The sequence below is a fragment of the Mesorhizobium sp. 113-3-9 genome (assembly GCF_016756515.1).
In the GTDB taxonomy this organism is placed as follows: Bacteria; Pseudomonadota; Alphaproteobacteria; order Rhizobiales; family Rhizobiaceae; genus Mesorhizobium.
Window position 1 is genome coordinate 7,012,036 of sequence record NZ_AP023246.1, and the last position, 21,342, is coordinate 7,033,377.

The 21,342-nt window shown below is 60.1% G+C and carries 17 protein-coding genes and 3 pseudogenes; 5 read left to right on the plus strand and 15 right to left on the minus strand.

Annotated elements, in window-relative coordinates; genetic code table 11:
• Nucleotides 1-22: 22 nt before the first annotated feature.
• From MesoLj_RS33555 to MesoLj_RS33565, 3 genes and pseudogenes are all read right to left on the minus strand, one after another.
• On the minus strand, nt 23-514 hold the full coding sequence (locus tag MesoLj_RS33555) for a hypothetical protein (protein WP_202323995.1): 492 nt from the start codon (nt 512-514) through the stop codon (nt 23-25).
• Between the two features lie 24 nt (nt 515-538).
• Nucleotides 539-1,245, minus strand: a pseudogene (gene scpB, locus MesoLj_RS33560) (SMC-Scp complex subunit ScpB).
• A 5-nt stretch (nt 1,246-1,250) separates the two neighbouring features.
• On the minus strand, nt 1,251-2,267 hold the full coding sequence (locus tag MesoLj_RS33565; RefSeq protein ID WP_202323996.1) for a DUF1403 family protein: 1,017 nt from the start codon (nt 2,265-2,267) through the stop codon (nt 1,251-1,253).
• Nucleotides 2,268-2,989: 722 nt separating this feature from the next.
• On the opposite strand from MesoLj_RS33565, the gene MesoLj_RS33570 reads away from it, so the two are divergent.
• The 4 genes from MesoLj_RS33570 to MesoLj_RS33585 are packed head-to-tail and all read left to right on the plus strand — an operon-like array spanning nt 2,990 to nt 5,920.
• The gene (locus tag MesoLj_RS33570) at nt 2,990-3,274 is read left to right on the plus strand and encodes a DUF2604 domain-containing protein (RefSeq protein ID WP_044549170.1); all 285 of its coding nucleotides are present in this window, start codon (nt 2,990-2,992) and stop codon (nt 3,272-3,274) included.
• The gene (locus MesoLj_RS33575) at nt 3,267-3,884 is read left to right on the plus strand and encodes a putative metal-binding protein (protein WP_010913845.1); all 618 of its coding nucleotides are present in this window, start codon (nt 3,267-3,269) and stop codon (nt 3,882-3,884) included. Before MesoLj_RS33570 ends, MesoLj_RS33575 begins: the two co-directional genes overlap by 8 nt.
• A gap of 8 nt (nt 3,885-3,892) precedes the next feature.
• On the plus strand, nt 3,893-4,369 hold the full coding sequence (locus MesoLj_RS33580; protein WP_244420607.1) for a Mov34/MPN/PAD-1 family protein: 477 nt from the start codon (nt 3,893-3,895) through the stop codon (nt 4,367-4,369).
• 3 nt (nt 4,370-4,372) lie between these two features.
• Entirely contained in the window at nt 4,373-5,920 is a 1,548-nt protein-coding gene (locus tag MesoLj_RS33585) for an E2 ligase fold family C protein (protein ID WP_202324007.1), read from the plus strand.
• Between the two features lie 77 nt (nt 5,921-5,997).
• On the opposite strand, the pseudogene MesoLj_RS36925 reads toward MesoLj_RS33585, so the two are convergent.
• The 12 genes and pseudogenes from MesoLj_RS36925 to MesoLj_RS33645 all read right to left on the minus strand — a co-directional run bounded on the left by MesoLj_RS36925 (nt 5,998) and on the right by MesoLj_RS33645 (nt 19,288).
• Nucleotides 5,998-6,530, minus strand: a pseudogene (locus MesoLj_RS36925) (DUF3363 domain-containing protein).
• 23 nt (nt 6,531-6,553) lie between these two features.
• Nucleotides 6,554-6,997: a nucleoside 2-deoxyribosyltransferase gene (locus MesoLj_RS33595; protein WP_202324009.1), complete on the minus strand. Its 444-nt coding sequence runs from the start codon at nt 6,995-6,997 to the stop codon at nt 6,554-6,556.
• A 13-nt stretch (nt 6,998-7,010) separates the two neighbouring features.
• A complete protein-coding gene (locus tag MesoLj_RS33600) occupies nt 7,011-8,630 on the minus strand; it encodes an SIR2 family protein (protein ID WP_202324012.1) in 1,620 nt (539 codons plus the stop codon).
• Nucleotides 8,623-9,801: a DUF6884 domain-containing protein gene (locus tag MesoLj_RS33605; protein ID WP_202324014.1), complete on the minus strand. Its 1,179-nt coding sequence runs from the start codon at nt 9,799-9,801 to the stop codon at nt 8,623-8,625. Before MesoLj_RS33605 ends, MesoLj_RS33600 begins: the two co-directional genes overlap by 8 nt.
• Nucleotides 9,802-10,455: 654 nt before the next feature.
• On the minus strand, nt 10,456-11,355 hold the full coding sequence (locus MesoLj_RS33610) for a hypothetical protein (RefSeq protein WP_202324016.1): 900 nt from the start codon (nt 11,353-11,355) through the stop codon (nt 10,456-10,458).
• A gap of 11 nt (nt 11,356-11,366) precedes the next feature.
• Nucleotides 11,367-13,730 carry a S8 family peptidase gene (locus tag MesoLj_RS33615; RefSeq protein WP_244730944.1) on the minus strand — a complete coding sequence of 788 codons (2,364 nt, stop codon included), beginning with the start codon at nt 13,728-13,730 and terminating at the stop codon, nt 11,367-11,369.
• Between the two features lie 103 nt (nt 13,731-13,833).
• A complete protein-coding gene (locus MesoLj_RS33620; RefSeq protein ID WP_069091179.1) occupies nt 13,834-14,916 on the minus strand; it encodes an AAA family ATPase in 1,083 nt (360 codons plus the stop codon).
• Between the two features lie 231 nt (nt 14,917-15,147).
• A complete protein-coding gene (gene rlxS / locus MesoLj_RS33625) occupies nt 15,148-17,118 on the minus strand; it encodes a relaxase/mobilization nuclease RlxS (RefSeq protein ID WP_202324022.1) in 1,971 nt (656 codons plus the stop codon).
• A gap of 198 nt (nt 17,119-17,316) precedes the next feature.
• Nucleotides 17,317-18,000, minus strand: a complete 684-nt coding sequence (locus MesoLj_RS33630) for a lytic transglycosylase domain-containing protein (RefSeq protein WP_027033383.1) — start codon at nt 17,998-18,000, stop codon at nt 17,317-17,319.
• Nucleotides 17,988-18,536, minus strand: coding sequence for a S26 family signal peptidase (locus MesoLj_RS33635; protein WP_010913839.1), 549 nt, complete (start codon nt 18,534-18,536; stop codon nt 17,988-17,990). The genes MesoLj_RS33630 and MesoLj_RS33635 overlap by 13 nt, the downstream gene beginning before the upstream one ends.
• Nucleotides 18,533-18,802, minus strand: a complete 270-nt coding sequence (locus tag MesoLj_RS33640) for a helix-turn-helix transcriptional regulator (protein WP_006328932.1) — start codon at nt 18,800-18,802, stop codon at nt 18,533-18,535. Before MesoLj_RS33640 ends, MesoLj_RS33635 begins: the two co-directional genes overlap by 4 nt.
• Before the next feature lie 162 nt (nt 18,803-18,964).
• The gene (locus MesoLj_RS33645; protein ID WP_006328923.1) at nt 18,965-19,288 is read right to left on the minus strand and encodes a DUF736 domain-containing protein; all 324 of its coding nucleotides are present in this window, start codon (nt 19,286-19,288) and stop codon (nt 18,965-18,967) included.
• 1,658 nt (nt 19,289-20,946) lie between these two features.
• Here MesoLj_RS33645 and MesoLj_RS33650 point away from each other — a divergent pair.
• Nucleotides 20,947-21,307, plus strand: a pseudogene (locus tag MesoLj_RS33650) (RNA polymerase factor sigma-54); the annotation flags it as partial.
• Nucleotides 21,308-21,342 lie beyond the last annotated feature (35 nt).

The following is a 21,342-nucleotide window of genomic DNA, read 5'->3' on the forward strand; positions in this document are numbered from 1 at the left end:
ACTAGCCGAATACTGAGGAGCTCTATGTCTTTGGCCAGCCTTTCGTTTTCAAGAAGATCATTCCATCGAATGCGCCGAGTTTTGCCGCGGCTTCGGTAGCATAGCGCCTTCGAGACTCCACGGATCGGCCGGATGAGCGCTCCAGGATCCGGCCGCCCCAACTGTCCGATCCTTTTCGGTATATGGAAATGTTCAGCCCGTCGGTATTCAAATAGCTGTTGCCAGCGTGCGAGACGCGCCACTTGCGCAGGAGCCAATTGCGTCGGCGGTGAGCAGCACTGCGGAGCGCACGTTCGCGCATTCGCGGTGCCTCGTAGTCCTGCTCCATCTTCTCCGCACAGACACATCCCACGCCGAGCATTTCGGCATGGTCAGGATGAGTCATATAATGGACGTATCTGATCTCTTGGGTTTCGCACATTTCGCAGATCTCAGACGGTTCATCGAGATCCTCGACATTGACGCAGGTCCAGCCCTTATGCGGAATTCCCGATCGCGACCACTTCCCAGTCATCGATCCCCTCCCCCTCCGACAAACCTATTCCTCTATCTCGACGCCGACGTCCTGCTGGCTGCCGGAAAAGTCTGGCATGATGTCACCAGCCAGCAGCTTCTCCTTCGACAGCAGTCCGGCATCCTCGAGCGCCTCGAAATCCGGCAGGTCGCGCAGCGTGTCGAGCCCGAACTCCAGCAGGAATTCTTTTGTCGTCACATAGGTGTAGGGCGCGCCCGGCGTTGGGCTGCGCGGACCGGAAGCGATCAGGCCGGCACCGCGCAGATGACCAATAAAATCGCGACTGATCTCCTTGCCGAAGAAAGACGACAGTTCGGCGCGGGTGATCGGCTGGAAGTAGCCGATGCACATCAGACCAAAACCTCCGACTGCGTAAGGTCGGCCGTCTTTCCACTTCCACCTACAGCAGCGCGGATGGCGTCTGCATAGGCAGGCCGGGTCAAATGTTTCCAGCCGCCGGCGACCGAAACCAGATCATAGGGTCGACCGCGCAGCTCCTCGCGGATGTCGTCGATGAGGAGATCAATGCTGCAGCTTTTTCCGACGATCCGGGCGAGCATTTCGCGGTTGACTGGCTCGCTGGCCGCAAAAATCGCTGCCTCGACGCGATGCATCCATTCGCGCCAGCGGGCCTCCGGCGGCAGGTGATCCAGTTCCCGGTCAAACAGCTGATCAGCTGATCGACGGTCATCTGACCGGCTCCCCCCTCGCCTGCGCGCTGCCTCCGCCATGATCGTCACAGCCCGTAGATGCGGAACGTGGGACGACCGGACAGCTCGCGCACGGCACCGAGCTCGACCAGCCGGTCGAACAGGCGGCGCAATCCGCGGTCGCTCATTCCAGCGATGTTTTCTGAGGCAATGATCGCGTCGTCGGACAAGAGCTTTTCGACGACAGCACCCGCCGCCTTGGCTCTGAGTTTCGGGGCAACGGCAAGCAGCCGGTCCGCACGGCGCTCGAGTTCGGCGAAAAGATCAATGGCGCGCAGCGCAGCGCGCGCTTGCGCGGCCTGCAGACTTTTGGTCCCGCCCTCCGTTTCGGCACCCGCTGCTAGAACGGCAGTCACTGGTCGACGCGGCCGGCTCGTACCCACAACTAAGGTAGCCTCGCCGCCCAACAAAGGGACTGCATGTGTCCAACCTAGCCGCTGCGCGAGCAAGACATCGGCAAGCCAAGCTCCGAGAACGCGCCCGAAGCCGTAACGCTCCGCAGCCGCGAATGCTCCGACCAGCGTTTCGACCGTCCCAGCGTTGGCGGCAAGCTGTCGGAGATCGTCCGTCAGATCGCTGACCACCTCGTCACCGCGCGTGAGACCGAGATCTTCCAGCACCGCGGCGAGGTTTTTCTCCGTCAGCAGATCGTCCGCTGGGCGAGATGCCAGCCGCCGCCAAGCAAGAAGGAAAAGGCCGGCGGGACCGACATTGTCGCCCGGTCGTGTGAGCAACACGGCGTCGCGCACCGCGCTTTCATCCTCGACGCGGCCGGCCTGCTTTGCAGTTGCCGCGGCCGCCGAAATTGCCAGCCGCTGCCGCCAGGCGCCGGCCCACCGCTCCTGCCGGCGGACCACAGCATCGAGCGCGCCGATGGCGGCGCCGGCGGCGAACGCGACGTCGTCAACATCTTTTCCCGCAAGGCCTTGCGCATCCGGGACGGACCGGCGCAGCCAGGTCGGGACGGGGACCGGTGGAGTAACGGCTGCCGCGCCAAGAAGCGTGCCGGGGTGGCGCGAGAGAGATTTGGGGCGCAGAATCATTGCAAGCAGGATGAATCATGACGGCGCTTTTAGCAACGAAAATAGGCAAAAAGCGCTGCACCTGTCGGAAGCGCAAAACGAATGATAATGTTGCATTATCAGTTGCTTAACTCTACTCTTCCACTCGCAACAAGTTAGCTGGATAACATCACTCTTCGGGCACACCCGGACCACGGTTCGGTGCAGCCACTCACGTCAATCCGGACAGTCCCGTCTTCTCGTCGCGACTATCCCGGTACCCGGAGTTGGTCACGGCGACCTGCTTCCGAGCCACCTTTCGAATAGGCCGAGCTCGGATCACCAGCTCTAAAGCTCCACGTGATTGCCTATTCGATAAACCCTCCGTCAAGATTGCAGCGGCTAGAAGCCGCCGCAGCCAAACGGTCACAGCGCCCGCCCAATCGAACCTGAAATCATACCGGCAGGCGGACTTGCACGGGGGCTGTCAGTGGAGCAGGCGCGTGAAAGAGCACATGAAATAGGTGTATCGCCAATATTTTCGTATTGCTCTAATCGATTATAGTTGTGAAGCGCAATTTCAGCCCGTTTACTTGCCGCTCAAGTCACGCATAAAAGAAGGTAGCACCGATTCGGTAGCTTATCCCCTGTCTTTTGCGTACTCGCGGCCCGTGGCGCCGAGTGGACGATTGAAGATCGCCGGTCTCACTAGCAGGTGGGCACAAGCGCCTGGGGCCGGTTGGCAAGCCACAGGAGTAGGACAAATGTCGAAGGATTCGGGTAAGGGCGATCACGGCGGCAAGATCGAGATCACGGTGGTGGTGAACGGCCAGCCCACGCAGGTCGAAGCCAATCCCAACCAGCCGCTTCACGTCGTTCGTGCCAAAGCCCTTGAGAACACGCAGAACGTCGCCCAGCCGGCCGAGAATTGGGAATTCAAGGATGAGGCCGGCAACCTGCTCGACGTTGACAAAAAAGTTGGCGATTTCGGTTTCGCGAACATTGTGACCCTGTTCCTCAGCCTGAAGGCGGGTGTAGCAGGTGCCTGAAATCCAGACTGTGGACCCTGCGGTCTCGCGAGCGAAATTCGATCGGCAGATCGGCTGGTTCCAAACACAAGCGGGCGCTTACCGGGCTCAGGGTTGTTTCCTGATCGAGGCGAGATTCCCTACTGCCTTCTTCATCTTCGCACCGCCCAAGATAAGGCCACAGATAATCGGTGCAGCTGTCGAGATCGACTTCTCCAATTACGACCTCCGACCTCCGTCGGTAGTCTTCGTCGACCCCTTTACCCGCCGGCCGGTTGCCCGCAAGGATTTACTGCTAAGTATGCTCAGACGACCGCATCTACCCGGAACCCCACCGGATATGATTTCGGTCCTCATGCAGCAGAAAGCTCTGTCGCTAGCGGACTTCCTCCAGGCCAACAGTGCGGAACATACGCCATTCCTGTGCATGGCAGGCGTCCGGGAATACCACGACAATCCAGCCCATTCAGGTGACTCATGGCTTCTCCACCGGGGTTCTGGCGAAGGCTGTTTGGCCTTTATCCTGGACAAGATCATCAAGTACGGGACCGGCCCCGTGGAGCAGATACAGTATCAGTTCCAAATCTCAGTGGGAGCGATGGTAGTACCCCCATCCGCCATCCCGGAATGAGCGTTTTGATGGATGTAACGACCGTGACGCTCCCGCGCCACTGCATCTCGACTGTGCATGCGCATCTGCGCTCGGTTGGTCGCGAAGGCAATGAGGGGATGGCGCTCTGGGTCGGCGTTCAGCAAGACCAGCATTTTGCCGTAACAGAGACCGTGCTCCCGGCGCAGCGTCACATTCGGACGGGCGATGGTGTTTGCGTGATGGTTCCGGCCGAGGAACTGCACCGGCTTAATGTCTGGCTCTACAATAGCGGCCTGAAACTCTTGGCCCAGATCCATAGCCATCCGGGCCGAGCCTACCATTCGACGACCGACGATGCTTATGCGGTTGCTACCACGGTTGGGTGTCTGTCGCTGGTAGTGCCGAATTTCGCCCGCGAGCCTTTCGATTTTGCTCGAGTCGCCGCCTATCGGCTCGACGGAAAAGCCAACTGGAATGCGCTCCCTTCCGCGGCACTGTCGCGAATGATCACAATAACGAGTTGAACAATGGCACTCGCTAACTTCATCGACCGCGCCGCCACGGCGGCATCTCAGGTCCTAGCCGATTTTCATCTGGAGGACTTTAAAGCAGCTCTTGAAAAGCAGGTCGTGGCCGTCGCCTTTGACGATCAAGCCGCTTCCTGCGCCGAAGGCCAGGCGACACTAGATCTTGCGGTGAGGTTGCTCGCCAGGCTCTATCCAGTTCTGGCGATACTCCCGCTGGGCAGCGCGGCAAGCTTTCAAGCCCAAGCGCTGGAGCGCTTGGCAAAGTCGATAAATCCAAAAGTTGGCATCCGGCGTTCCGGCAAGTCTGCCACCATCTGCGTAGTTGCAGGGGTGACGCGCCCACCACTCCGGTGCCCGACCTTTTTCATGGGATCGGACGGTTGGGCGGCAAAGCTGTCGCGTACGGACCCGGTGGGCTCCGGCTCGAGTTTGCTGCCCTATGGAGCTGGCGCCGCCAGTTGCTTCGGCGCCGCCAACGTCTTTCGAACCATCTTCGCCGCCCAGCTGACCCGCGCCGAGTTAGACGAAACCATCGACCTCTCGTTATACAGCTACGACAAGACCAAAGCCGGCGAGGCAGGCCCGATCGACATACCTGTCGACCTTGGCGAAACGCACCTCGTTGGGCTCGGTGCGATAGGCCATGGCTCGCTTTGGGCGCTAGCGAGACAACCCGGTCTCACGGGTCGTCTGCATGTAATCGATCACGAAGCAATCGAACTCTCAAACCTGCAGCGCTACGTATTGGCCGGCCAGGCGGAGATTGGCATGTCCAAGGCGGTTCTTGCAGCCACCGCCCTTAGATCGACGGCCATTGGGGTCGAGGCGCACCCGCTGACGTGGGCAGAATATGTTGCGCGCCACGGCGACTGGGTCTTCGACCGAGTGGGTGTGGCGCTTGACACCGCCGCCGACCGTCTGGCGGTCCAAGGTGCTCTGCCCCGATGGATCGCGAATGCCTGGACGCAGGAGCACGACCTCGGCATCTCGCGGCACGGGTTCGATGACGGCCAAGCTTGCCTTTGTTGCATGTACCTGCCGTCCGGGAAATCCAAGGACGAGCACCAGCTGATTGCCGAGGAACTCGGAATACCGGAAGCACACGAGCAGGTGAAAACGCTCCTGCAGACCAATGCCGGAGTTCCCAACGACTTTGTAGTTCGGGTGGCTACAGCGATGGCTGTGCCGTTTGAACCGCTAGCCCCGTTTGTTGGCCAGCCCCTGCGTTCCTTTTATCAGCAGGCTATCTGCGGCGGTCTGGTGTTCCAGCTCAGTGATGGAAGTCGCCGCGTTCGAACCGTGGTTCCGATGGCCTTCCAGTCAGCGCTTGCCGGGATTATGCTTGCCGCCGAGCTCGTCAAACACAGCGCGGGTTTTCCCGTGGGCCCGACGACGAGCACTCGGGTGAATCTTCTGCGCCCACTTAGCTCCCGCTTGCACGATCCGAAGGCCAAGGATTCCAGCGGCCGCTGCATCTGTAGCGATGACGATTTCATTGCCGCTTACAGGCGCAAATACGCAAATACGGCAAGCGCGTTGAACAGCTAGGCGATGTCTCCGCCCCCTAAGCAGACGCGGATATCTAGATCCCAGGGCCGGCGGCTTGTGCTCGTGACGAGGGCGAACTACACGCTGGGCCCGCTCCTCTGCCGACCTATCGTCCATGATATCCCCTCCCCGCTCACGATCCCGGACACCTTCTTGCCGATGTGCCGCTCGAGCACCGGCCGCCATGGTACCAGCGTGAATTCGCGACTTTTCAACGACGGCATATTTTCCGCTGGCGAGCTCGACGGACCGGCGTAGCGTACCCTCTACTCGTTCTCCAGACCGGGCTTCGACACAAGGCAGTCCAAGTTCCTCCGACAGCTGCCCGGCAACACGGTTCAGCTCGCGCTGGCAACATCGCAAGCATGTTGGCGCGGTAGACGGACCGATTCTGCTCTTCATGCGCGAGGCCTTGCGCGATCAGCCACTGCCGCCGGCGGACTTGCGCTTCCCGTACCTCACCGCCAAAGCCGGAGTTGCGCAAGGCCTCCGGTCGGTCGGCAACGAGCGGCTGGTCAATCCAGGTGGCGCCGTCAAAGCTGACCTGTCGCTCCAGCGAATCCGCAGCGTGATGCGCCTCTTTGCGGATCGACGAACACCCCGCCATCATGACTCGGGTAGCGTGCCGCCCCTTCAACCTGCGTCGCGTGCCGAGAGAAATCCCCCGCGTAACCAAGCAACGAGTTCGATGGTGTTAGCAAAAATCTTCTTGCATCCTGCAATAATCATGGGATTGTCGCCGGAGGGTAGCAATGTGCGATCATCGGTCTTGAGACCAAGGCACACCTTGTTGAGCGCCCGACCGTAGCCAATTTCAAATGCCACGCCTTCATCAATCGTGCGACCGTCCAGTACAGCAACGATATAATTGCACCTCCTAATCGCATTGATGTCCGCCTCAAACACCAATTGCCTCGCAGCCTCCAATGGCATCCCTCCATCGACTAGATCGCGCATGAGCTTTCCGTCGCGTTGAGGAAGAAAAACGTGCGCCATAGGCTCAAGAAGGCTTGTCAGCCGCTCATTGAAGCTGCGCTCAATGTCATTGAACAGTGGCGCTGCCAGATAGATACGCATGGACGTTCGAGCATCATTCATAGCGGGCGATAATCGTGTTGAGCTCGGTCGGTTCATATTCCTCGAATAGAACGTGCCGAGCCACCTTGCGAGCAACGTCACCTGGACTGTTCTCATCGGTTGAGAGGACAAACGACGGATTGTAGATCATTTTGAGGGTCATAGTCTGTGCATCAAAATAGGGTTGCTTGCCCGCCTCCTCCGGAGGGCGACCTCGCGCCATATTTCGCTTCACTAGCGTCTTGGAGTCCGCCTCGATAAAAATGATCTCTCCTTTCTGAAGAGGCTGATCGCGAGTTACTAGATCGCGCAATGCATGAGACTTTACCTTGTTCTCGTCATCGCCTTTAGAGAAGGCATAAAGATCCAAAGGGGCACGATCCATAAAATGAAGCCCCGCCGTCGCCGCATGCATACGGCGATTCTTCTCCTTCAGTTCCGAATATATGAATTGATCTACGATTTTCTGCTGATCTTCAGTGATCTTACTTGACGCCATATACATTTCACGAGGAGGTGGCCGTGTCCATTCTTCGTGTGTTTGAAAGCATCGCAAGTGCTCGAGCAATGTCGATTTCCCGGAGGCGACAGGCCCCACTATATAATAGTGATACCGAGAGCGCCGATCCTTTCCAAGCGTTTCCACGGTTTCGCTGAACCCTCTTTCATCAAGATTAAGAATATCGAGAAAATCTCTGATCTCAGCAGACGTGAGAAATATCGTTACCAAGTTATAGAGCTCGAGATTGGCCTCGAATATGTCCTGTCTTCGCGCCTCTGATAGGACCCCTTCTTCCTTAATCCAGTATATCATATAGTGATGGTTAGCTGGGCTCTTATCCCGGTTGAGGCGTAGGTAATTTTTGAGTGAGCTATCGGCAAGCGAATGACCAATCAACAGCATTGTGTTTTGAACAAAGCGAAGGAACAGATACTCGGAACTGACACCGGGGGAACGTGCACGAGCATCCGCGAAAGAATCTTCCGTGAATATCAGTTGGGGGCTGCGCTTCTTAAGGCTGACACGGGGCAATATTCCATTGACGTGATAAACTGTCGTCAGATTCCCTCGATCGGTAAGAGGCGGTTGCCAAGTGACGCTTAGGGCGTTACCGGACTCGCTGCCAAAAGCGCTTTGCTTTACCTGCTCCCCTATCGCATCAGCCAGAAGATCGTCGAAGTTGAAATTTATTACCAGTGATACTTTGCGAGACAGATCACGCAGCTGTGCGAGATAGGGATGCGTTTGTATGACCTCGGCGATTGTTTGCGGGACCTTCTCATAGATCGCCTTGTGAATAGCGTCGCCCCATTCATATTCGACCGTTGCGGACCTAAGCTCTGCCGGATCCGTGACAGGACATGCCCCCCTGAAGCGATGATAGATGATCTGTCCGAGATATTCAGGTTGGAGTCCCGCCGCAACGTGTGCTGCTAAATCATCAGGGAGGCCGCCCTGAATCTCCGCAAGCCTTTTCAATAGATCCTGCCACCCGGGCACCTTGGCGTCGATTGAAATTCCGGCTCCCGTCACCAGGTTCAGCCGTTGCAGTCTCAGCCTTTGGTAGAGGTGGCACAAAAATCGCGGGAGACGCGGCTGTCGCGCGATGGCGGCATGAAGGTCACTAACCATTATTCAGACCTCGAAATATCGAGGCGACTGAGCCCGCTGCTGCTGGATCATATTTTCCCCCGACCCCACGGATGTTCCATAATCCAGATTGGCGGATATGTGCTACAGGAGATTTGAGGCCAAGCCAGTCAGGACCGGGATAATCAATTATCCGCATCGATTCGCTAAAAAGCGCAATCAACTGCATCTCAACCTTAGCGCGCAAGCTTTCCTTGCTAGGTTTGTCATCAACTTCAAGCAGAACCACCTCTAAATCCTGAAGATATCGTGAGACCGCAAGCTCATGCGCAATCTCCAAACTCTTCACCTCGGGGCGAGCGTCCTGACCCTCACCCCAAGTCGCAAGGCTGCCATGGCCGGGGCCGGCCTCCAGCATCGCTCTACCAATGTGCAGACGGAAGATGGAGCCACGATGGTTGCCGATCTGACTGGAAGGTCCCAGGTGATTGCGCAATCGACCCCGCAGGGAAGCCTGCGAGCCAGCGCTAACTGCGTGGGTACCGATCCGCACCACTCGGAAACCAGCGCCTCGGAAGTTCCGTTCGGCGCCGTCCAGGAATATGTAGACCCCGCGTTTTGGCACGGATCTCGACGAAAGTTCCCTGAACGAGAACACACGGTCCGCTATGCGCTCTTCACCAATCCAATTATAGAGCCGATCCAGGTCCTGTATCCTTGCCGCCATTCGTTTTGCTTCCGCTAGCCAAATGGCGTGGTCAGAGTATTCAAGGCCCAACCAGGGCGCGACGATATCCAACGGAGAGACCCTGGCCCTGTTCAGCTCCAGCAACGGCATACTGTATTCGTTAGCAGCAAGCAGCGTCACCTGCCTGCTTTCGGCACGAGCAGCAAGCGCATCAAGCACCTGCTCAGCCCAATCGCGTTGATTGGCTTCAGGCAGATCGGGGAGATTGAGATCATACGGAGCGATAACCATCTCGCCCGCGACGATCCCGTGTTTGCCCGACAAAATTGCGTACGGCGCGCCGAGCGATCGAACAAGATTGATGCAACTTTTGAATCGGTCCGAAGTATAGAGCTGATCTGCGGGGGCGGCTTCTTGGCGCTTCTTTCGGCCGCAGCCAATGACAATGAGTGGAACGACGCCGTTGCGACCGAGCACAGCTTCTCGGAGAAGCATTGTCGGAGGCTCGAACAGTTCGCCCTGCATCACGCCAATCCTCTGGCTGCAGGATCATCCGCGGCTTTCATGCTGTGGAATGGCTTGGCAAGAGCGAGTCGACAAAGGACCAGACCAGCCGTTAACGCCACCGGGGTCCGATCGACAATGATTCGACGAATCCTTGCGGCGTCTACATCATGGCTATCACGCAGTGATCGACCGACCTTAAGCTGAACAAGCCTGTGATAAACAGCAGTGCCAGCGCCATATGGCTTTTTGGTAAGGCTCGCGTACTGCCAAGGAGCACTGGGCTGCGTCCGTGTGCGTGTAAGATCGGGGGCAATTCCCATGCACCTAACTACAGCCGATCTGTTTGTCGCCACCGAACTTGCCGAGGCTGCCGCGCCGCGTGGCTTCTTAGCCGATAGGCCTACTCGTGCGAAAACCGGGCTGACGTGAACATCGAGGATAGGCAGCTCAGCCGGCAACGTGGCGATGCCCCCCAGACAGTCCAGCACCTCGTCAAGCTTACGACTCTTGGAGATGGAATTGGGTTTCCTGCCGAGGAGAGATGCGGATTCTCGGACGCTCAAACCCGTCTTGCCAAATCCGTCAATAGAGTCATCATAGGACATGATCGAGCACAGCTTCTCACACGACTCGGTGATTTTGCTGCATTGAATCATGTTCCCCCCTGGACGCTCAAGGCGCTGCTTGACCGGCTCGTGTGACCCCAAAGATCATGTAATTGAGAGCGATGGGGGAAGCGCCGCTGAGCTTGGGAGCGACAGTTCCGCTCTGCCTGCTAAAGACGAAATCGCTCCAATTCCAGCCGACCTCATTTGTCTGCACAACGACATATGAGCCTAACCGCAATTTGGCGGAAGTGGCCGTTTTTGAGAAATCCAAGCCCAGACCGAATGAAAAGACAGGCCGGTTGTTGCCTTGCTTCTCGATCGCACGAACAACGCCCTTGGCGAGCTGAACGAAGGGCACGAGCACGGGCTGCGCGGTGGTCAGAAGCGATAGCCCTTCCTTGAAAGCAGAGTTATCCAGCGCTTCCACCAGCATGTCGGTTCCGCCGCTGCGAACGTTGATGGTGCGCCCTTCGAAGCTCAGGCCGTCGTTGCCAACGTTCACTCCGACGAAGATGGGCAAGCTTAGCAACGGGGCTGCGCTGCCGTCAGTGGCGATGGTCTTCAAGGCAAAGCGCATCTCCTCCGACTTGCTCCCAGCTTGGTTCTTCCCCGTAAATTCGCACAGTATCTCGTGGCGGCCGGACCCCGGATAGTTGTGAACGTAGAACCGATCGAGGGTGATTTTCAAACTCGCGCCTTGGAGCCTTTCATCGGGCGCCATCGACGTTGCGTGAACGATGTCCAGTCTATCTCCCGCCGAAGATCCATTCTCGGGAATGAACCCGATCGCCGCGCCAGTGTTAGCCCATTGGTCGTTGGTGAAGAAGGGAACGCTGATCGCCTGACTTCGAGCCCCCAGCTGATGGAAACGGGAAGCCGCTTCGTGATCGCCGATTTCCTCCAGATAGGCGGCGATCTCCAAAGGATGCTTGGCTCCGATGCAATCTGATTTGTCGAATTCCATTCGGTCCCCTTTCAAGCACGTACGCGCGGCCTTGGCCGGATGGCCTCGCGAACGGAGGCGTAAATATCCTCCCGCACGGTGGCGCCGACTTCCAACGTCACCGCGAGTGCATAGGGAACCGCAGCCTGCTGGAAATTCCGGTGGTTGGCGCGCGCCTGGACTCCTATGAACAGCCCGCTGGAGTCCATGAAGGCAGTGCTGTTGCTCCCCTCAAGGATGAAGTGCGCCACGGTTCCGCGCCTTATATCATCCGGATGGGGCTGCATGATCGTCTTCACACCTCGCCAGAACTTACGCTTTCCGTCCTGATCGACGACGTCCAGCATCACACCCCGATAGGCGATGGAGGTTGGATGGATCGGGGGTAGCCATGCGAGCGTCATAGTGATCCTACGGATCTCCCTTGAGCGGATCATGCCGGTTGGGATTGGAATGCGATACTCGTGAAGCTGCTCGTGGCTGATCTCATCATCGGCAAGCAGGGTGACACGGTTGACCGCACCTGATATCACCCGCTCGACCGTCGGCTTGCCGTATCCTAGGAATTTCGTGACCGTTGCCCTGCGCCGCCGCCATTGTTTCGTGCCCGGCGGTGGATAAGAGGCGTCCAGCAAGGTACCGGCATCGCCCCACTGGGAGCCGTGCACCAGCAATGCTTTCGTGGCGAGAGCCGCCCGTTTGAAATCCCGCAGGCTGACCCCGTCTTCGGCCAGCACCTCCTCAAGAGCGTCGACAATCTGGATACCCGAACGCGTTACGAGAGCTGCTGCGTTGCTCGTACCGGTCGAGCGACGGGTACGCGTAACAGATCCTGCCGAAGGGTCGGGTGCTGCCGTCTCCAGGCCAATGTGTCCGATCTCGTCCGGCCAGACGAGGTGCCCATCGGCGTGATCGGCCGCCCTTGCGACCTGCCGACCTCCAATGTCCACAATATCCGGCTTGAGTGAACGGTTGATCCCGGGGCCGATCGCCGATCCGAGATTTGGAACGCCAATCGGCGCGAACGGGTCGATAGTGTCCGAAGGGCAGGCGCCCGCCCCGTCCGCATGCACGGCACCCACGCTTAGGACATTCATGGCCTCGGCAGGGCTGAGCAGACCGCGAATGCCCTTGCTTGCCTCGACCGCACGAATGAGCGCGATCTGTCGTTCCAGGGGCGAAGCTGCGTTGAACGATGCCTGATCCGGATATCCGGAGGGAAACCGTGCTGTTATATTTCCGGCGCTGACGACGAACAGGATGCCGTATTTGTGCGATAGCCAGTCAAGCAGTCGCGCCCAGGGAGTTGGCCGACGCACGAAAGGCCCTTCTGCGTCACAGATCGAGTGATTGATGATCAGGACATCGGGCCCCGCCGGCCCAGCCTGCTGGTGCTCGTCCTTCAGGGCAAAGACCGCCCGATAGATGATGCCGATAGGAAGAAGGTCCTGGTGCGTACGCTCGTCATTGAGATGCTGGGGTGCGGCCAGGACGGGAACCGCCTTGAGGCTTCTCGTCAGTGGCGCCTCTCCATTTGCTAGATCGCCGTGGATGATCAGGGAAGCAATCGCAGTACCATGATATCGCCGAGCGACGGGAACCCAGGCGCTCGACACGTCAACCTCGATGACATCCACCCGCCCATCCAGAAGGCGGTGGTTCTGCATTGGGTATCCATCCAGGATCGCGGCCACCGCGGGACGCAGTCCGTCATTTGTGCCCTCACGCAGGCTAGTCACCGCAGAATCCGGCTCGGAGAGGGGCCTGGTGGCGTATAGCGACTGGGGACGGATCGACATGATCGGGTCGGCATTGGCCAAGCGCCCGGTGCGGGAACTAATCGCGCTAGCCTGTTGGGCCGGGACCTCAATCAGTGCCACTTGGTACCGGATGGGCTCGATCGTCACGAAATCGACAATCCGGCCACCCACCGCTGAAAGAATGCCCTCGAGCGCCTGCTTCGCATTCTTGCGGAGTTCCTCGTTCTCGTGGAACCACAGATCGAGTTCAAGCCGCACCGGCGCCTGCGGATCCTTCGCGAGACGGCGGTGGATGAAGAACTGGGTGGCCGGTTCAACCCTGTCAGAAGCATTCCACACCCGGATTTTGGAAAGGTAGCCGAATATTTTCCACCAATCCTTTTCGTCTTCGCGAGGCGATAGCTTCGACTCGAACCGCCGCCACATGGCAAGCAGCTGGCGCATGCCGTTTTCGGTCGGCATGGTGAGGTAGAGGCGAGACATAGCGGAGTCGGCATCTCCCGCGTCGTCCTGGTCCGCATCGTCATCGGTGACAGGGTCGGGGTCTGAGCCGACATAGTCCTCGGTCAGCCACTCGAATCCAAGCTGCTCGGCGGCCGCAACGAACCGCTCGACCGGACCGATGGTTTCGAACACCAAGGCACGTTCGGGAGAAGCGAACGCTGCATTCGTGGTTGCCCCAGCTTCTAGTGATTCCTTTAGGAGGGCGATGCCCGGAGCCAGCCTCCTGGATTGTTCCTCAGAGGAGCGAGCCCTCGGGAAGCGAGCCTTTCGGCTCCCCTTTAAGCGCTTGAGCACGTTTTCGCTTCGGCGAATGCGTATGATCGGCCGGTCTACTATCTTCAGCCCCCCCCCGAATTGACCGTTTCCGCCGGAGCTTGGCCAGACCTTCAAGCAGCGCTTGGTCGGCGGCAAGTTTTCCGCGAGACAAAACGACCTTCCTTCTCACGTCTAAAGTGAAGGCTTCGATATCCGAGAAATTCAGACCGTTCAATGTGCGTACGAATTTTTCCTCAATAAAGGCAATAGAGTCACCGTAGTCTTTCCGGAGCCGATGAAACCACTGGGATATTTCCTGCGGACGTGGAAGTGGCACGTCCACTCGAAGCTCGAAGCGCCTCCACACGGCACGGTCCAAGAGCTCGGGGTGATTGGTGGCGCACACAATCACGCAGTTCGTGGGTATCGCATCCATTTGCAACAGAAGCGAACTCACGACGCGCTTGATTTCTCCGGTCTCCTGGGTATCGCCCCGTTCCTTGCCAACCGTGTCGAATTCGTCGAAAAACACCACGCAGGACTGCCCGGCGACAAAATCAGTGAGCCGGCGAAGGCGGGATGCGGTCTCGCCGAGATAGCTGGCGATAAGTCCGTCATACCGGACGACATAAAATGGCAGCCGCAGCTCGTGCGAGAGTATTTCAGCGAGACTTGTCTTGCCCGTCCCGGGCGGCCCGACCAACAGCACCTTATGCCGCGGCTCGAGACCGTGGGACCGCAACAATCCGATTTCCGAATACTCGTCAATGAATTCCTGGATTTCCCCCGACGTCTCCGGTGCCAGGACGAGATCCTTGAGCCTACGGCTCGGCTTGAGCTCGACCAGTGCGTCACTCAATTCTGGCGGGATGGCGTATTCACGCATTCTCGGCGCACTGGACCTCTTCCTACGATCTGCGTCGATCGCGTCGACTAGTCGCTCAGCGATTCCGTTCTGTTGTTGGGCCCGCGCCTCGGCGACAAGCGCCTGAAGCGGCAGCGAGGCACGGTCGCTGGAAAAGCCAAGATCGTCATCCTTCCGTGCGATGCCGGTTCGCGCCATTGTTCCGTTACCTTCCGCGCTCGACTCGTCCCCAATGCGGCGCTGTTTCCCATTAATGATAAGCCAATTGGCAACCAGCGCCAGAGGCAGGGTGCAAAAAGCTGCCCCTCTCCTGACGATCCTATTGTCATTCGAAGCCCGTTAACGTTCGGTTTTGAGGCTGCCACGACGGTTCAAAGGTGACACGGTTTCGATGAGACGTGCAGTACCTCCTTTCACGCCGCGCCGCCACTACGAAACGCTCTGTCCGCTCCTCTGCCGTCCGAGGGTCCATGAGATGGCCTCCCCGCGCACCACACCGGAAACCTCCTTGCCGAGATGTCGGTCAAGCACTGGTCGCCATGGCACCAGCGTGAATTCTCGCGACTTCTCGATGACAGCGTACTTGCCGCTAGCAAGGTCGACGGATCGGCGCAGCGTGCCTTCTATTCGATCTCCAGGCTGCGCTTCGGCATACGCGAGACCGAGCTGATCCGACAGCTGGCCGGCGACACGGTTCAGCTCGCGCTGGCGCAGGATCGAAATCATGTTGGCGCGGTAGACGGTCCGGTTCTGCTCTTCATGCGCGAGGCCTTGCGCGATCAGCCACTGCCGCCGGCGGACTTGCGCTTCCCGTACCTCACCGCCAAAGCCGGAGGTGCGCAAGGCCTCCGGTCGGTCGGCAACCAGCTGCTGGTCAATCCAGGTGGCGCCGTCAGAACGGACCTGTCGCTCCAGCGGCATTGACGAGAGCTCGTCGACAACAACAGGCTCGGCCCTGGCCCGCTGGCGCTCATAGTCAGCGACACGGTTGAGGTGATCTGGCGCGATGATCCAGGCTCCGTCCGGCTCGCGCTCCACGCCGGCGGTCGCGCGGCGGATCGCCTCCAGCCGCCGCACATGGGTTTCGGCAAAGCGTTCGGTGGCGGACGGATCATGCTTGAGGTGAATGTCGATGGAATAGCGGCCCTCATGAGTAGCGGCGATCTCGGCGATCGCCCGGTCAACCGGCGTGGGCTCGATGTTCCTCGGCGTGACACGCACGATGCAGCCGTCGGGCGTCGGCCCAGCGGCCTCGCCCTTGCCGATATCGACATAATGGCTTTTCCCGTCCACACCGTCGACGACGAGGTAATGCCGGTCGCTGATCTCGTCGGCCAGCCCACGCACGACGACGCGACCGACAATAGGTGCGGCCAGCGGTTCCGGTCGATCATGCACAATGTAATCGGCAGCACTGCGGGCGAGCCCCTTGCCGGTCAGCTCGCGGTGCATGGTCTTGATGATGTCGCCGCGCTCGCCAACGCGGCGCAGCGTCGCCTCAAGCTCGTCGTCCAGACGCCACCTGCCAGAGCCGATCTCATCGGCTAACCCCATCCGATCGAGCTTGCGCAGGCGTCCCTGATGCAGCGTCTGGCGAAAGGCGTCCCGGCCGTCCGGCGTGACATGTCCGTCGTCGTCGCGCATGCGTAGCAGCTGCCGGTCTATGCTGGTGAAGCGCTCCTGTTCCATTTCCTGGCGCAGGCGCTGCTCGATCTCGCGGTCGGTGCGAGGACCGAGATCGAGGCTGACCAGTTCGGCCCCGCGCTCGCGCAAACCGGACGAGATGTAGTCGCGGGCGATGACGAGATTCTCGCCGCGATCGTCCTTGCCGCGAACGATGACATGGGTGTGGGGATGGCCAGTGTTGAAATGGTCGACGCCAACCCAATCGAGCTTGGTGCCGAGATCCTCTTCCATCTGCGCCATCAAGCGTCGGGTCAGTGGCTTGAGGTCGTCATACTCAATGCCGTCTTCGGCGGCGACGATGAAACGGAACTGATGCCGGTCGCCATCGGCACGATCGAGGAAGGCCTTGCCATCGACCCGATCTTTGTCGGCACCATAGAGTTGGCCAGGCTCGCCTTCGCGGGTGACGCCGTCGCGCTGGAGGTAGCGCAGGTGCGCGTGCGCTCCGTCGGAACCCTTGCCGGCCAGTTTGACGACCCGTGCCTTGACGACGACACGTCGCAGCCGAAAGGCGGCGTAGCGGTCGCGTGACTTGAGCAGCGCGGCTGCGGCCCCACCCCGCCCAGCCCGGCTTCCCGTGAAGCGGCCACCGCGCGGGGACCTGCCGCCGGCTCGGTTGATTGCAGCTCGGACCTGGCCGGCGAAGCGTTTTTCTGCCTTCGAGCCGCGCGACCCGATCTTGCCAAGCTTTGGCCTGAACTCGTCGTCTGTCATGCAAGCCTCCCGAAATACTGCAACAAAATCAGCGGCTTGCGCGCCCCAGCCTCTTGGTGCCGCTGGCAGCCTCCTGGGAAAGCGATGTGCAGACAAAGACTTAACCGCCTATCGGAGGCGGTGCCTTTATCTTGCCTTACGCGCCCCTCGCCCCTCGCCTTAAGCGTCCCTGGCCCCTCCCGGATGCCCTCAACAGCGCTAGCCATTGTGCTTCTTTGGCCGCGCGAGATCCCTGCCGAGCGGCACGAAAAGGCCGCCATTCGTTTCACCGGCGCGAACACCGTCGCGAAGGAAGAACAAAGAGCGTCCGGAGGGAGCGTTCCGCCCCTTTGAAGTTGTGGATTGGCCTTTGAATTCGTTCATGTCGGCCGCCGAAATCCCCGTCGCCTCAAGCTGTTTCAGATAGGCAACGGTCTCTTTCGGCAGCGGCCTTCGAAGCTTCAAATGGCCTTCATAGCGCTCGGGTCCAGCGTTGTAGGCGGCAAACAGGCCGGGGAATCCGAAACGCTTATACATGGCGCTGAGATAGGCGGTTCCGGCCAAGATGTTGTCGCGCGGATCGTGCGGGTCGGCTCCCAGACCGTGCTCGACGCGCATCTCCTGATAGGTGCCGGGCATCACCTGCATAAGACCCATGGCGCCGGCGCGGGAGGTGATGGGACGGCCATCGAGGACGGTCTTGCCGCGGCTTTCGGCATCGATGACGGCGCAAATCCAGGCCTGGGGAATGTGGAAGCGTGCGCTTGCTTCCGATACGAAGTGCTGCCATCGTTGCAGCTGCGGACTTTGGGAGATGACGGCTGGCTCAGCGCCGGTCGAGGCGGAACAGGCGCATGGCGCGACGGCGATCATGCCGAGCATCAGGAGGGTCACTCGGTCCATAGCGGCACCAGCCTCCCGATGATGTTTTCGGCCGGCACCGGCCCGAAATAGCGACTGTCGAAGGAGTGATTTTTTTCGTTGCCGAGCAGGAAAACCTCGTCATGGGCGAGCGCTCGGCAGCCGTTCCACCAGGGCAGCGGACGGCCTTGCGTGTCGATTTTGAGCCGACGGGCGACGATCTCGCCGCCTATGATGATGGCATTACTAAAGGCGCAGACATGCTCGTCCGGCAGCGCGGCGAGACGCTTCACCAGCGGTATATTGCGAGGCAGATAGCCGCGTTGGTCGGCGAGATAGGCAACGAAGCCAGGCGGGCGGGCGAGCACAAGATCGCCGCGCGCAGGCGTGCCAGACCCAACGCGATAGAGACCGACCGGCGCGCTAGCCGAGGCGTTCCAGACCAGCAAGGGAGACGGCTTTGGGAGCGCCGTGAAGCCTGTCAGGCTCAGGCCAATCGCGGCGATGGCGATTGCGTTGCGCGCCCGAACGCGCCGCAAACGGCTGCCGATCAGATGGATGGAAGGCCGCTGGCTCATGAGCGGGCTCCCTCGTCGGCTGAGCCGGACCCGCCCTTGTCATCGTCGGAGCCGGGTTCTGGCGGGCGGCCTTTCGACCAGTCGTCGAGTTCGTCGATGTGGTAGCGGACATAGCGGCCGTGCTTGCGGTATTTCGGGCCGCCGCCGGTCAGCCGCATCTTTTCCAGGGTGCGCTGGGACAGGCCGATATAGAAGGCAGCCTGCGCGGTGTTCAGAAACGGACTGCCCTTCTTGGCGCGGGCCGCGCGGTCGTTTTCGTCGTCCATGATGGTCCTCGTTTCGCTTCGGACAAGCGACCGCGAGGATCGGCGAGCGAGGTCGTCCTGGGGACGGGCGAAGAGTCGGGTGGGAGTTTTCGCCGCCCCTTCGGGCGAGCGTCGGCGGGAACCCCCGCGCCGAGTTGCGGCGCGAGGGCTTGAGCCGGCCGGTCAGTCGGCCGGGTTCCAGATGACGGCGTAGGTGTCTTGATCGTCTTGGCCGGCGGCGCGGCCGAGATTGGCGTAGAGCTTGCGGGGACCGAACTCCGGTGCGGCGATGGACAAGCTCACATAGTCGTTGCCGGAAGTCTCCCCGGTTCGGATCCAGCCGGCGCCGACCTCCACGCCCTGCGTCAGCACCCGGAAGTCGGGATGGTTGTCGGCGGACTTGCTCCGATTGGGCACGATGTCGATGTCGGCGCGGACGCTGAGCGTCCTGAGCTGGCCTTTGTAGCTGCCGTTTTCCTGCTTGTTGACGTAGCCGATCGCGGTCATTTTCCTGTCTCCTTCTGCTGTCGCCGGGGACCATTCCCCTGCGATGGCGGACCGTGATGGGCGCGTCCGGACCGCCCGAACCCGGCAGGGCCGCAGCGGCAGCGAAGGACCCGAGCGGGCAGCTTTTTTGAAGCGAAGCGGCGCGAGGAAGCCGCGTCATGCGGCGGGGAAAAAAGCTGGTGGCGAGGGTTTCGGGCGGGCTGGAACCGCCCATAGGTCAATGAGCCAGCCGCAGGGGAATGTCCTCAAGACGTGTGGGGACAGGTCGCGTGATCGGGTGAGCACAACAAGCGATCGGAACGCGTGCGGCGGGTTCCGCACGCTCAACACCGTGCCGGATCGATAAATGTGCCCGTGCACCGGGAGCCCCAGCAGGCATCTCGGCGTGGTAATCGAGCACTGACAAGGGCGAGCTTTGGCGGCCGGATGTTGTTGCCGGAAGCGGGGTCCAAGGGGCGGAACGTGCAGCCAACGCGCCCCGGAGAGGCGCCAACCCGCGGCTATCGACGAGCCGCCTCGGCATGGCGGACTCATTCGAGGGTAACAGCGACCGGGCCTCGGCCCATTGATCGGCGGTCGGAAGCCGCCGCGTTTCGTGTGTTTTCGGTTGGGAACTTGGTCGAATCCGCGCCAGCTGGTTCCATTGGAGCGAAACCGATCGTCTCGGCGTGATCGAGGAATTCGACCAAATTGATACCGATGGCCTTCGCGAGGTCCGCCTGGCTGAGACCAGACGCTTTTCTTTTATCGACGCGGACATACCCGGGTGATCGGCCAGCCGCCATCCGCCAAGGTTAGGTCGTTCCTAGCGGCGCGGCGGGCACGGCTGAGCCCGCGTCCGAAGTCGACGAGGAAAGGGTATTGCTCCCCCGATTTCCGAAGAAGGCCACTGGTCGCAATTGCCCCTGTGGGCCGTGGCGATCTTTTGGTCGCGCTTGCGACATTCTTGTCAGCCTTCGGGACACAACAATGTTTTCGGATAGGCGCGCACGAGGGAGCAAATCAAGGAATCTCAATCTCGCAAACGCCGTGACGCCCAGCCGGACTCGATCCTCAGGGCGTGGAGACCGGCGCGCCGTGCTGAAGAGCTCGGAGGTGTCAAAGGCCTTCCTCGACAGGGGGAGCAGCAACAGCGCGATCGTAGGCGCGACGGCCGCATCTTCGCAGATCGCAGCCTGCGCACGCAATTACACGCCAGAGACAAAGCCTTACGCGGTCGATGCCGGCGTGCGGCAATGCATCGGCTCGGCCCGTCCGGAACGGCTTTCGCCTTCCCTTGCCGGCGCGGAAGTTCTGACTACTCCGACAGTACAGCACCTTTGCTCGGTCCGGGTGACCAAGCGATTGTGCGGCGCGCTCGGTCTCGGTCAATGCACGGCGCCCCTGCTCAAGCCGACAGGGCTTCGGCAAAAGATAGTCCGATTCGGTGCCCCCAAGTGAAATGGCATAGCGCTTGCTGTTATCCGTTAGAGCCCACCAAAGCACGTAGAAAGCTATGAACAGAACCATGGCAAAAACGCGAAGTTCCATACAAGCGCCCAAGGAGACCGTGCACGTTTGCGCCGAACGTCCCCTCCAGACGTCCCTCCTCCGGTATCTGATTTGCTATGGCTGGTTCGAGACTGACGGAGCCGTGGCGCTCGCCCAATTGTCGCTTACCCGCCTCCGCCAGGAGGGTCGCCGACGCGATCAAAGTGCATCAGGCGACGGTAAGCCGGGTGACGTCGAACACATACATGCAGACCCCGCGCGAAGTGTTCGAACTGAAGTATTTTTTCACCGTCGCGAGCGCGTCCTCCCAAGGTGGCGACGCGCGGTCCCCCCCGAAGCTGTCCGCCATCGGATCAAGGCGACAATCGCCGACGAATCGCAAGATGACGCGCTTTCCGACGACGACATCGTCGTCCGGCCCAAGGAAAGGGCCATCGATTTGCGCGCCGCACCGTCACAAAATATCGCGAAGCGATGAACATCCCCTCGTCCGTGCAATGCCGCAGGCAATGGCGCTTCTGGCGTTAATGCGGGTCAACGCAGCAACCCGAGTTTGCAGCACA

What these genes read in the sequence shown, in the direction of transcription:
- MesoLj_RS33630 (WP_027033383.1), bottom strand. Translation starts at nt 18,000, where the DNA reads ATGGACCGAGTGACCCTCCTGATGCTCGGCATGATCGCCGTCGCGCCA.
- MesoLj_RS33640 (WP_006328932.1), bottom strand. Translation starts at nt 18,802, where the DNA reads ATGGACGACGAAAACGACCGCGCGGCCCGCGCCAAGAAGGGCAGTCCG.
- MesoLj_RS33555 (WP_202323995.1), bottom strand. Translation starts at nt 514, where the DNA reads ATGACTGGGAAGTGGTCGCGATCGGGAATTCCGCATAAGGGCTGGACC.
- rlxS (WP_202324022.1), bottom strand. Translation starts at nt 17,118, where the DNA reads ATGACAGACGACGAGTTCAGGCCAAAGCTTGGCAAGATCGGGTCGCGC.
- MesoLj_RS33605 (WP_202324014.1), bottom strand. Translation starts at nt 9,801, where the DNA reads ATGCAGGGCGAACTGTTCGAGCCTCCGACAATGCTTCTCCGAGAAGCT.
- MesoLj_RS33600 (WP_202324012.1), bottom strand. Translation starts at nt 8,630, where the DNA reads ATGGTTAGTGACCTTCATGCCGCCATCGCGCGACAGCCGCGTCTCCCG.
- MesoLj_RS33585 (WP_202324007.1), top strand. Translation starts at nt 4,373, where the DNA reads ATGGCACTCGCTAACTTCATCGACCGCGCCGCCACGGCGGCATCTCAG.
- MesoLj_RS33580 (WP_244420607.1), top strand. Translation starts at nt 3,893, where the DNA reads ATGGATGTAACGACCGTGACGCTCCCGCGCCACTGCATCTCGACTGTG.
- MesoLj_RS33635 (WP_010913839.1), bottom strand. Translation starts at nt 18,536, where the DNA reads ATGAGCCAGCGGCCTTCCATCCATCTGATCGGCAGCCGTTTGCGGCGC.
- MesoLj_RS33595 (WP_202324009.1), bottom strand. Translation starts at nt 6,997, where the DNA reads ATGCGTATCTATCTGGCAGCGCCACTGTTCAATGACATTGAGCGCAGC.
- MesoLj_RS33610 (WP_202324016.1), bottom strand. Translation starts at nt 11,355, where the DNA reads ATGGAATTCGACAAATCAGATTGCATCGGAGCCAAGCATCCTTTGGAG.
- MesoLj_RS33570 (WP_044549170.1), top strand. Translation starts at nt 2,990, where the DNA reads ATGTCGAAGGATTCGGGTAAGGGCGATCACGGCGGCAAGATCGAGATC.
- MesoLj_RS33565 (WP_202323996.1), bottom strand. Translation starts at nt 2,267, where the DNA reads ATGATTCTGCGCCCCAAATCTCTCTCGCGCCACCCCGGCACGCTTCTT.
- MesoLj_RS33645 (WP_006328923.1), bottom strand. Translation starts at nt 19,288, where the DNA reads ATGACCGCGATCGGCTACGTCAACAAGCAGGAAAACGGCAGCTACAAA.
- MesoLj_RS33620 (WP_069091179.1), bottom strand. Translation starts at nt 14,916, where the DNA reads ATGGCGCGAACCGGCATCGCACGGAAGGATGACGATCTTGGCTTTTCC.